General features: G+C 36.2%; 10 protein-coding genes. 4 read left to right on the top strand and 6 right to left on the bottom strand.

Features of this window, described 5'->3' with window-relative positions; genetic code table 11:
* Positions 1–98 precede the first annotated feature (98 nt).
* Positions 99–524, top strand: coding sequence for an anti-sigma regulatory factor (locus D1953_RS06455; RefSeq protein ID WP_119116349.1), 426 nt, complete (start codon positions 99–101; stop codon positions 522–524).
* The gene (locus tag D1953_RS06460) at positions 499–2,370 is read left to right on the top strand and encodes an ATP-binding protein (protein WP_245979955.1); all 1,872 of its coding nucleotides are present in this window, start codon (positions 499–501) and stop codon (positions 2,368–2,370) included. The genes D1953_RS06455 and D1953_RS06460 overlap by 26 nt, the downstream gene beginning before the upstream one ends.
* 104 nt (positions 2,371–2,474) lie before the next feature.
* On the opposite strand, the gene D1953_RS06465 is transcribed toward D1953_RS06460, so the two are convergent.
* From D1953_RS06465 to D1953_RS06475, 3 genes are all read right to left on the bottom strand, one after another.
* Positions 2,475–3,422: an alpha/beta fold hydrolase gene (locus D1953_RS06465; RefSeq protein WP_142920440.1), complete on the bottom strand. Its 948-nt coding sequence runs from the start codon at positions 3,420–3,422 to the stop codon at positions 2,475–2,477.
* Positions 3,423–3,685: 263 nt separating this feature from the next.
* Positions 3,686–4,204: an acyl-CoA thioesterase gene (locus D1953_RS06470; protein WP_119116352.1), complete on the bottom strand. Its 519-nt coding sequence runs from the start codon at positions 4,202–4,204 to the stop codon at positions 3,686–3,688.
* A 311-nt stretch (positions 4,205–4,515) separates the two neighbouring features.
* Positions 4,516–5,391: a LysR family transcriptional regulator gene (locus D1953_RS06475; RefSeq protein WP_119116353.1), complete on the bottom strand. Its 876-nt coding sequence runs from the start codon at positions 5,389–5,391 to the stop codon at positions 4,516–4,518.
* 830 nt (positions 5,392–6,221) lie between these two features.
* Between D1953_RS06475 and D1953_RS06480 the strand changes: the two genes are divergently transcribed.
* Both D1953_RS06480 and D1953_RS21930 read left to right on the top strand, forming a co-directional pair.
* Positions 6,222–7,427, top strand: coding sequence for a quaternary amine ABC transporter ATP-binding protein (locus tag D1953_RS06480; RefSeq protein WP_119116354.1), 1,206 nt, complete (start codon positions 6,222–6,224; stop codon positions 7,425–7,427).
* Positions 7,428–7,431: 4 nt separating this feature from the next.
* Entirely contained in the window at positions 7,432–9,159 is a 1,728-nt protein-coding gene (locus D1953_RS21930) for a glycine betaine ABC transporter substrate-binding protein (RefSeq protein ID WP_119116355.1), read from the top strand.
* Between the two features lie 183 nt (positions 9,160–9,342).
* Here the strand turns inward: D1953_RS21930 and D1953_RS06490 are convergent, their stop codons facing one another.
* The 3 genes from D1953_RS06490 to D1953_RS06500 form a co-directional block, all read right to left on the bottom strand.
* The gene (locus D1953_RS06490; protein WP_119116356.1) at positions 9,343–10,101 is read right to left on the bottom strand and encodes a TPM domain-containing protein; all 759 of its coding nucleotides are present in this window, start codon (positions 10,099–10,101) and stop codon (positions 9,343–9,345) included.
* The gene (locus D1953_RS06495) at positions 10,098–10,694 is read right to left on the bottom strand and encodes a LemA family protein (protein WP_425454254.1); all 597 of its coding nucleotides are present in this window, start codon (positions 10,692–10,694) and stop codon (positions 10,098–10,100) included. Before D1953_RS06495 ends, D1953_RS06490 begins: the two co-directional genes overlap by 4 nt.
* 277 nt (positions 10,695–10,971) lie before the next feature.
* Positions 10,972–12,312 carry a GntP family permease gene (locus tag D1953_RS06500; protein WP_119116358.1) on the bottom strand — a complete coding sequence of 447 codons (1,341 nt, stop codon included), beginning with the start codon at positions 12,310–12,312 and terminating at the stop codon, positions 10,972–10,974.
* Positions 12,313–12,316 lie beyond the last annotated feature (4 nt).

Genomic DNA, 12,316 nt, shown 5'->3' on the forward strand with positions numbered 1-12,316 from the left:
TATTATCGAAAGCGTTATCCAAGACTTATCTAAATATGCTAAAATATTGTTAAACTAAATCTACCTGTTTTTATTACAGAAAAGGATTTGATAGAAGTTTGTATAAAATCATTATTGATCGAGAAGATGATGTGTACATGGCTAGTACAATTGGGAAAAGAGTTGCAGAGAATTGCGGACTAAATAAAAGCGATCAAACCAAATTAGTTGTATCTATTATGGAATTAGCTCGCAATATTGTTTTTTATGCTGATAAAGGAGAAATCTTTATTAATCCGATGCCGCCTTATGAAATTGAAATTATTGCTATTGATCGAGGTCCCGGAATAGCGAATATTGATGATGCTTTAAATAATGTAGTTCCTTCAAAAAAAGGATTAGGCTTAGGCTTGTCAGGAGTGAAACGCTTAATGGATGAATTTGATATTACTAGCACAGTCAATGTAGGTACGAAAGTGAGGGCCGTAAAATGGCTAAATGAAAGGACGGTTAGATACTTTGACCACATCACTCGCCGCTCATGAAATTTCATATGGTCTAATTGAACTTCACCCTGATGGTACAATTCAAAGTGTTAATGATGAAGCAAAGAGGCTGTTATTATCAGATGAAAGTGACACAAACTATTTGTTTCATCAAATTAAAAACAAAGAAGTGAAAACAAAACTTCATGAATGTTTCATGGGTAAACATAATGAATTTATGGCAACAATCGATTCACAACCTTACTTTTTTTTATTCCATAAAACGCAGGAAGATCAAAAGGGACAGAATATTTATCTCTATATATTTAATCTTCACTATTTGCAACATCACCATGATCATACAAATTTGAATAATCATTTATTATCCTCAATTGGGGAAATGGCAGCAGGAATTGCCCACGAAGTTCGCAATCCTTTAACAGCCGTAAAAGGATTTCTTCAATTAATTAGTCAAACGGATCAAAGTGAATATTCGCAAATTGCTTTAAGTGAGTTAGAACGAGCGATTCATATTTTAAATGATTTAATGAGCGTCTCTAAGCCTGAATTTACACAAGAGGAATTAATAGATTTTAATATATGCACTGAAATAGAATCTATTTTGCTTTTATTTCAAAACCAACTATATTCAATCAATGTTATTAAACAGTTTGATAATGAAAATATCAGAATTATTGGCCAAAAAGATCAACTCAAAAAGGCTTTGTTCAATTTAATTAAAAACGCTATTGAAGCAATGCCTAAAGGTGGAACACTTGTTATTGAACAAACTGAGGACTATGAAAATATTCATCTTAGCATCTCAGATTCTGGTGTTGGTATTCCAAAAGATAAATTACGTTTACTCGGTACTCCGTTCTTTACAATGAAACAAGATGGAAAAGGAATGGGGCTTGCACAAGTTTTTAATGCGATTCAAAATAATCATGCCAAAATACGGGTAACAAGCGAAGAAGGACAAGGAACTACTTTCTTTCTATCATTCAAAAAAACACTTAAACATTCAGTTCCATTTACAGGAGGAGATTCTATGGTACAAACCATTGACACAAAACATAGTTTAGCAGAATTCCTAAGTAACAATATCCACTTTTACACAAGTGAATGGATGCAATACTTACAAGCAACTAAAAGCTATTTAATATCTCTTTTAAATGAAAATGGAGAGACGGAAAACTACAAAAAATTCGGTAATCCAATTATGCTGCTCGTTGCTCAAAATATTAGCGAATTAAAAACAGAACAAATTATGGATGTTGCTAAAGAAAGAGGCGTCCGCAGTGCTAAAACTGAATTTCCAATGCACTTAGCTTGGGAGCTTTTCCAATCATCTCGCGGCATCATCTGGAACTCTATCCGAGCTTTTTATAATGAATCTGAAAAGACGCTTGATATGGACCAATTTTTTGCTTTAGAGCGCCGTGTAAACGATATTATTGATTTATATATCGATTCTTATACAGCATATTTCGTCAGCTATAAAGAAGAATTACTAAAAAGCCATCGCGAAACGGTTGATGAATTATCCGTTCCGATTATTCCAATTGCTGATAAAGTATGTATACTCCCAATTGTTGGGAATGTCGATACATTCCGGGCACGGAAAATCCGTGAAAAAACACTCGTTCGTGTGAAAGAGCTAAAAGCAGAACAATTAATTATTGATATTTCAGGTGTTCCATTTGTCGATACAGCCGTTGTTAACCATTTATTTAAAATTGTCAAAGGTATTAAATTATTAGGATGCTCTACCATCTTAACAGGAATCAGCCCGGAAATTGCTGACACAATGATTGAACTCGGTATTGAAATTGACAGTGAACTCAAAACAAGATCAGATTTGCAACAAGCGTTACATGACATTCAGTTTGCTGCAAAAAAATAATAGGCATAATCAAAACCTCGATAACTAAAAATTATCGAGGTTTTTTACACAAAATTGCAAGAACAATACTTCCTAAAACAGTATGTCGACACAATAGCTCAGTCCTAAGACTGAACATGATCTATCTGTTGAAATTGTTCTGAAATACAGTCCAATACACTAACTACTAACCTATTGTTTTCATTTATTAATTGATGATTACCATGTTTAATGATACGAATTTGGCTTTTCGGGAACTTATGTCTTATAAAATTAAGATTATATTTCCAATCTACCGTTTTATCTCGATCACCTTGAATGACCAAAAGACTGTCTTCTAATTTTGGATAATTTATTATTTTTTTATCCCATGCAGACAAGGCCTTTATCCATTTTATTGAAATTTTATTATGCTGTAAGGGATCACTTCTAACAAATCTTAAATATTCTGAATTGGATGAGTTTACTTTAAATACTCTCCGTAACTCCTTAACAAATGGAGACATAATATTTAAACCAATTTTTGATAGATTCCATGCATAGGAACGAATAAGTGGAGCTAACAAAATGACATGATGAAAAGTTGAAGAAGCCCGCCGCAAATATTCAACTGAAATTGCTGCACCTGTACTATGAGCAATTAAGTACTTTGGAAGTGCAGCATATGGTTTAATATAAGTTTCACAGACTTCCATAAAGACATCCGCATACTGATCAAAACTTTCAATAAATGCCCTTTTTCCACTAGATAGCCCGTGTCCCTGCAAATCATAACTAATCACATGGTAATTATTTTTCACTAGAAAATTAATTAAATTACTCATCGAACCTGTATGATCCAAATAACCATGAAGAACTAAAACAATCGCACGAGGGTTTGTAGGTTTAAATGATTGAACAAAGATTTTCTCTTCACAACAATTCACAAAACCGTATCTATAATCAATGGCACCAATTTCTAATCCATAATATTTAAGGTAGATATCAATGGGAGAATTCTGTTTAAATCTTCCAATCATAAAAGGAATATTACTATTTATTATACTTTTGATAGAATGATGAATTTTACTCATAACAAATCCTTTCACACCTACTTTCAAAGAAAAATTCACTGAAATAAGACAACTACATCTTTATTCTCCGTTTCTCCCTATCATATCATTTACTAAAGGTCATGCTAAATTGGAAATTTTAAGAAACAGATTATAAAAGTACCCTTTATCAAGGGTCTTTCTTATTTTGTTACTGTAGTAATTCTTTACCTAAAATAAAAAGAGGCCGACCATAATCGACCTCTCAGACACAGTTATGTACGTTAATACCTATAACGTAATATTTAACACACGGCAATAACTGTTTTTGTTGTTAAATAAGCAGCCAATTCTTTACTTTGTTGCTTTCTTTCACGTCGCATTCTTGCGCGTGCTTCGCCTGTTTCATGTAATTTCCTTTCTTCTTCTGTTTCAGGAATTACTTTCGGAACAGCGGTAGGACGTTGAAACTTATCAAGGGCAACGAATGTTAATAGGGCCGTTGCCGCTATTCTACACTCCCCGCTTTTTAAATCTTCCGCAATAACTTTAACAAAAATTTCCATAGAAGATACACCTGTCCATGATACATACGACTCGAAGCTTACTGAATCGGTTGGTCGAACAGGATGCAAGAAGTCGACAGAATCTGTTGAAGCTGTGACACATTCCCTACGGCTATGACGTGCGGCAGAAATAGAGGCCACTTGGTCTATATCACTCATCATTCGACCGCCAAACAGCGTGTTGTGATTATTTACATCATTCGGAAAGATACGACTTGTTCTAATTACTCTTGATTCCTTACAATATTTCGTTGACATGAGGACATCTCCCTAAAAATAAGTTCTGGTACTACCATATTTACATCACGTTTCAATATTTCACTTCTTAGCGGAACCCTTTTCTACTAAGAAAATACTAAAAAATATAGTTTATTAAGCTTACCTATGGAATTGATTGTAAGATTAAGTTCATCAAAAGAAAAATACATAAAATGAATCGCTAGATATAAATAATTTGAATATCCCTTATATATCCAGTGATAAGAGTAGAAAAGCACCGTTCTTTATTTTTTCAAATTCATTTTACCTCTACATAAAAAGCAGGATCGTGATATATCGCGATCCTACTTTTATGCATTATTTTCTTCAAAATCAAACTCTCTTACAAATTCCACAAATGCTTTAACCGTATTTAACTCTAAAGATTCCGCGCTATAATACATCCATGTTTCCCTTATAATAGGCAATCCATTCTCATCGGTTATATTCGCCTTATGAAGATTATCTATTCCGTTTAAAATCATGGAAGGTAACACGGCATAACCTAACCCGCTTATTACCATATCCTTCGCTATATCCACTTGATCTACTTCCATTTTTATTAAAGGCGGCTTATGAAATGTATTTCTCCACCAATTATCAATGGCGATTTTTAAAAGAATATCTGTTGTATAATCCACTCTTGGCAGAACCGGTAGATCTTTAAGTGTAAACGCTTCTTTGGAGGCTACACATAATGTTTCTTGAAATAATAAATCCTTTTCATCACTCCAATTATAATCCCCTCGAACAAAGCCGATATGTACCTCATGATTATAAATTAATTGAAAGATATCCCTGCTCAATCCTGTAGTAATCTGAAATTCAATATTAGGAAATATTTTTTGAAAACGCTTCAGAACAGCAGGCAGTTTGTATCTTGTAAAAACATTAGAGCTAGCTATTCTTAAAGTACCCGTTACATTTTGGTTCATATTCATAATGTTTTCTTTGATATGTTTATGCAAAGATATTACTTTATCCGCATTTTTAGCCAAATATTCACCTTCAGGTGTGAATTGAATCCCATTTCTTCCCCTAACAACAATCTTAGTACCAAACTCTTTTTCTATTTGTTTGAGACGATTCGATAAAGCTGGTTGGGAAATAAATAGCTTCTCCGCCGTTTTTGTGATGTTTTTATATTCATTTAACACTTGTAACATGACCCAATCCCGATAATCCACTGCTCTTTCTCCTTTGGAACAATCTGTATATGATATTACGTATCATCATAGTATAAAAAAACAAAGATAACAATCGAAACTGTGAAAATCTGAAATATAGTTCTTGGATGATTGGAAAGTACGGAAAACTACTGACACTTTCATCCATACTCTAATTTGAATTTTCACCTTCAGAAGAATCACATCTTACCCTTCATAAATGGTTGTTAAACATTATCCAAAAAAGGATAAATTTAACTTAGTAATTCAAATAATTTTCAACTTCTAATTTGAATTCAACCACGTTGATTTCTCTTTACATCCCTCTTTTTTAAATTGATTTTCTCGAATAATTTCAATAGGATAAAAGAATCATTTTCAAAAAAATAATCTACGATAATTCCACTCACTCATTCCAATCTAAAAAAACTGCCAACTCCCTGCTATATCAACATTTTCAGCAAATTAAAAAAGCGATAATTATAGTCAAAACTCTACTAAAATTTCATTCATTCTGCTTGTACGTCATTTGATATGAATACTAGAAAACGATATAGTTAAAAAGTAAACACACGATTTAGCCCTTTAAAAACCCTATATTTGATGTTGTTTTTCCCCTTTTTGGCTACATCCTCTTCATAAAAGAATCAAAGTCAAACAAGCAAACATCTCACTTTTAATTCCCAATTTCTTATGACATTCAGAATTAAAGTAAGTGGGATAAGAACCTAAAGAGCAAGTGAATGATTGAACAATATTCACTTTACCATTTTGAGGAAGCTTATATTCCTGAAAATGTTTGCTCTACTATACCAGCTTTTCAGAAGAAAATTTAAGAACGAGGTGTTTAAATGAATCCATTTGTAGAAGTAAGAAACGTATCAAAAATTTTTGGTAAGTCTCCCAAAGCGGCACTGGAGCTTTTAGAACAAGGTCGTTCTAAGAAAGAAATTTTAAAAGAAACAGGACAAACAGTTGGTGTCAATAAAGTTGACTTCAACATCTACCCTGGAGAAATCTTCGTAATTATGGGGTTGTCTGGGAGCGGTAAATCAACATTAATTCGGATGTTTAACAGACTAATCGCCCCTACAGTTGGCGAAATTTTGATTGACAATGAAGATATTGTAAAGATGAGTCCCGCTCGCCTAAGAGAAGTAAGGCGAAAGAAAATAAGTATGGTGTTTCAAAACTTTGGCCTTTTCCCCCACAAAACGATTTTAGAAAATACCGAATTTGGACTTGAAATCCAAAAAACCTCTGTTGAAGAACGGCGTGAAAAGGCAATGAGCGCACTAGCTGTCGTTGGTCTAAAAGGTTATGAGAATCAATTGCCTTCCCAATTAAGTGGTGGTATGCAGCAAAGGGTAGGACTCGCCCGTGCACTTGCTAGCGACACGGATATCCTATTAATGGACGAAGCGTTTAGTGCACTTGATCCACTGATTCGTAAAGATATGCAAGATGAATTACTAGAAATTCAGGAAAATTTCAAGAAAACAATTATTTTCATCACCCATGATTTAGATGAGGCACTGCGCATTGGTGACCGAATTGCTTTGATGAAGGATGGCAGTATTATTCAACTTGGAACACCGGAACAAATTATGATGAAGCCCGCAAACGAGTTTGTTGAGAAATTCGTTGAAGATGTCGATTTATCTAAAATATTAACGGCATCACACGTAATGAAACGACCAGAGAAAATCGGTGCAGACCGCGGTCCAAGGGTTGCGCTCGAAATTATGCGGAAACAAGGATATTCCAGTATATTTGTGGTGGACCGTAAGCAAAAACTATTAGGGGCACTGACAGCTGAACAAGCACGTCTGGCCATTGATCAAAACCAATCGATTTCTGAAGTGATGACAACCGATATCCCAACTGTCGCAGAGGACGCGCTACTTGTCGATCTTATGGATGCTATCGCAACCTCAAATCTGCCAATATCGGTTATAGATGAAGAGAACAGAATCAAAGGAATTGTTATTCGCGGAGCCGTAATTGGTGCTTTAGCAGGGAATAAAGATTCTTTAAACGATTTGGAGAGTGAGTGATTAAATGAATATGTCAAAAATTCCATTAGGAAATTGGGTAGATTCTTTCGTTGACTGGATTACCGTTGCATTTACTGGATTATTTTCATTTTTTACAAATGGAATCGACGGGCTATTAAATTTTATTGTTGAAGTATTGAGTATAGGACCTCCTATTCTACTAATCATTGTTTTAGCTCTGTTAGTTACCTATACTAGTAGATGGCCATTAGGTTTTTTTACATTGCTTAGTTTACTATTGATTGATAATCTTGGTTATTGGGAATCAACCATTCAAACGCTTGCCATTGTTTTAGTATCAGGATTTTTCACGATACTAATCGGGATTCCAATTGGGATTTGGTGTGCTCAAAGCAAAACCGTACAAAAAATCGTTACCCCCATTTTAGATTTTATGCAAACAATGCCCGCATTTGTTTATTTAATTCCCTCCATTTTATTTTTTGGAATTGGTGTCGTACCTGGGATTGTTGCTTCGTTTATTTTCGCGATTGCGCCAACAATTCGTATGACTAATCTTGGAATTCAAGAAGTGCCTAAAGAACTCATTGAAGCGTCAGACGCATTCGGTTCAACGGCTAGCCAAAAATTATTCAAAGTCCAATTACCATTGGCCACTCCAACGATTTTGGCAGGGATAAACCAAAGCATCATGCTTGCTCTTTCTATGGTTGTTACGGCTTCATTAGTTGGCGCACCAGGACTTGGAGCAGATGTTTACCGAGCTGTCAGTCAAATTAACGTGGGACAAGGCTTTGAAGCTGGATTATCGATTGTCTTCATCGCCATCATTCTTGACCGTATTACGCAAAATATACGTAAGCCAGCGTATGAGCATCTTATTAGCCGAAAGATTATCCTTTCGATTGCAGCTGCGCTTATAGTCGTTTCTGCACTAGTTTTAGTGTTTGCAAAAGAAAATACAGTAAAAGAGAATGCTACTGGGATTGGGGCCCAAATAGATTATGAAGTTATTGGGATTGAACCTGGAGCAGGACTCATGAAGCAGGCTAATAACGCCTTAAAAGATTACAAGTTAACTGATTGGACACTTGTTGAAGGTTCATCGGCAGCGATGGTTGCTGAATTGAAGAAAGCCTATGAAAATAAAGAACCAATTGTTGTAACAGGATGGTCACCCCATTGGATGTTCTCTTCGTTTGATTTAAAATATCTCGATGACCCGAATAATACCTTTGGTGGAGCTGAAGATATTAATACAATCGTCCGAAAAGGGCTTAAAGAAGATGCTCCTGGTGCTTATACGATCCTTGATCAATTCTTCTGGAAACCAAGTGATATGGAAGATGTAATGGTTGACATTGCTAACGGAGTGGATCCAGCTAAAGCTGCTGAAAAATGGATTCAAACCAATCCGGACAAAACAGCTAAGTGGACAAAAGGAGCTCAAGAAGGAAATGGTGAAAGCATCAATCTTGTATATGTTGCATGGGATACTGAAATAGCTAGTACCAATGTTATTGGTAAAGTTCTTGAGCAGCACGGCTACAACGTGACGCTGAGTCAAGTTGAGGTTGGTCCAATGTTTGCAGGTGTTGCCAATGGCAGTGCTGATGCAATGGTAGGTGCATGGCTGCCAAGTACACATCTTGATTATTATAATACCTATAAAAATGATTTCATTGATCTCGGACCAAATCTTACGGGAACGAAGAATGGACTAGTAGTACCTGAGTATATGGATATTGATTCAATTGAAGACTTAAAATAAAAAAACGAGGCTGCCAAAAACTTTGAGGTAGCCTCGTTTTTCCATATACAATCATAATAAAAACAACGCGCGAAAACTTATTCTTGTCGAGATATCACGAAATCTTCGTGTGAATATTCCCTATAATAATATGGATACTCCGGCAACAAACTCCTGATTTCATAGCTTCTTTACAAATAGACCTTACCATCCTCTACCTGCTCCGCCGCCGCCAGAGGAACCGCCGCCACCCCCGCGTGAACCGCCGTCCCCGCCGCCTTTTCCACCTCCACGGGATAAAATGGACAGGATAATTGAAGTAAGCGTTCCTCCAAAAAACTTAAAATCAATAAACACAGCAGCTACAATAAAAAGAATGATTAACCACGTGGGTATTCCTATCCCTTCTTCTTCTTCAGTTGCTTGCTTCTCTGTAGTTTGTTGACCACCTGCTGCTCCATATTCAGTCGCCACTTCTTGCGCCAACACTTCATATGTTTCAATCACAGCTTTGTTTGGCTCATTATCTTTCAAATAGGGAATCGCATGTTCATCCAAAATCCTTCCTATCTTTCCATCTGGAAGTCGACCTTCTAACCCATATCCCACTTCAATTTGAACTTTGCGATCCTCCATAGCAAGAACGAGTAAAATGCCATTGTCCTCCACTTCACTACCAATTCCATATTGCCTGAAAGCTTCATTCGCATATTCTGCAATCGGTGTGCCTTCAATTGTTTCAACAGTAAGAACAGACACTTGTGCCGTTGTTTGATTTTCAAGACTGCGCCCTATACTTTTTAATTGATTTTCTTCATTTTCTGTTAAAATATCAGCAAAATCTTGTACGTAAATGTCACCAACTGGATTTGGAATATCAATATCCTTTGCAAATACTTGACCTGCTAAAACAAAAGAAGCGAGTAACACCAAAAGAAAATGCGAAACCCGCTTTCTGATCATTGACCATTGCCTCCAAAGTCGACATTAGGAGCTTTAGTTGCATTAGGGTCCGCTTTAAAATATTCTTTTTCATCAAATCCAGTTATGCTTGCTACAATTGCTCCTGGCATTCTTTTTACCTTTTTGTTATAAACTGCAACTTGTTCATTGTAATCTTTGCGAGCTACAGCAATTCGATTTTCTGTGCCTGCAAGTTCATCCATTAATTGAGTAAACTGCTGATCGGCTTTTAAATTAGGATAGTTCTCAACAACTACGAGCAAGCGACTTAACGCACCTGATAATTGTTCATTAGCTGTTGCTTGTTCTGCAGGAGTTTTTGCCCCAGCTAATTCGGCCCGTGCATCTGAGACTGATGCAATCACTTCTTTTTCATGTGAAGCATATCCCTTTACTGTATTCACAAGATTTGGTATTAAATCAAGTCTTCGTTGCAGTTGATTTTCAATTTGTGCATAGGACTGATTCACATCCTCCTCCTTATTGACAAAGCCATTATAGCTACTCATCAACATGATGACAAAAACGACTATAACTGCGAGAATGGCAAGTATTGTACCTAACAACCCTTTTCTCAACACAAACACTCCCATCTATATAAATTTTTATCTTAATTGTATTTATGTGGATAATGTATAAATAAGTATACAATCTACATTGTTGGTATACAAATGCAATATGAAAGCGAGCTTGGCTAGAGAAACAAAAAGTTTAAACACTTACATTTACTGATTGCGTATATTCGCTTTACCAAACCCGCTGGAATATATTAATCACTGCAAGGAGGAAAACGTACATATTATTCCTCTTATAAACCATACAAAAAAGACAGAGAGCGACTAATGCTCTCCGTCTTTTACTATCATTCACTTAAACTAAGATCACCCATAAAATCATACTCACAACAATCGTTACAAGGCCTTGCATTAATGTAGCCATCGTCTGTGCTTTATAAGCATCAGTCACTTTCATTCCACTAAACTGTGTAACCACCCAGAAGAAGCTATCATTCACATGACTCACTGTCATCGCACCTGCTCCAACAGCCATAACGACTAACGCTAAAGGTACAGCTCCTTCGATTCCGAGCGTCGGCAGCATTGGTGCAATAAGTGAAGAAGTAATGACAAGTGCTGCAGTTGACGAACCTTGTGCTGTTTTTAGAGCTGCCGCAATAAGGAAAGGAATAAGTAAGAATAAAGCACCACTAAATGTATCTCCAATATCCCAGCTTTGAATCATTTCCGCAATTCCTGTGTTTTTAATAACTGTACCAAAAGCACCGCCAGCTCCTGTAATTAATAGAATTGGAGCTGCGTCTAACAACGCTTCACCAATCCAATTTGTTAATGTTTCTTCATCATATTTTGGCAATAATGCAAGTGCTGTAACTACACCAGCAAGTAGCGCAATAACAGGTTGGCCTAAGAAATTAAGAAAAGCTGCTGTATTTCCTTCCATCCCGATAACGGATACGATAGATCCTACTCCAATTAATACGATTGGCAGCACAATTGGTAAAAATGCTTGAAAAGTAGATGGCATTTTTCCAAATGACCGAACGATTTCCTCGTAATCTAGTTCTTCCCCATCATCTTCGACTTCGATTTTACTAGCTACTTTTGTTGCCCATAAATACCCAACAACAACTGCAGGAATGGCTGTAATTAGCCCAATTAAAATAATAGTACCTAAGAAACCATCTGCACCAATATTTCCAGCCGCCGCAATCGGACCCGGTGTTGGCGGTACAAGAGTATGAGTTGCATATAACCCCGTTGCAAGTGCCACAGACATCGAAGCAAGAGCCACTTTCGCCCGCTTAGCCAATGCTTTGCGCAAGCTGTTCAAAATAACAAAACCAGAATCACAAAAAACAGGGATTGAAACAAGATAACCGATTAAACTCATTGCAAGCTGCGGTCTTTTCGGCCCAACAATACGTAAAACGACTTCAGCCATGCGCAGCGCCGCTCCAGCCTTTTCCAAAATGGTCCCGATAATTGTTCCAAATACAATTACAAGACCAATACCGCCCATTAATCCACCAAAACCGCTATTTATATTTTCTACGATTTTAGCAAGAGGCATGCCAGAAGCAAATCCAACAAATAATGTACCTAATAATAACGATAAAAACGGATGTACTTTAAACTTAGTAGTAGCAACAACGATTAATAAAACGCCAATAACTAAGACAACAAATAACATGCTT

It is taken from the genome of Peribacillus asahii (assembly GCF_003570725.1).
Classification (GTDB): domain Bacteria; phylum Bacillota; class Bacilli; order Bacillales; family DSM-1321; genus Peribacillus; species Peribacillus asahii.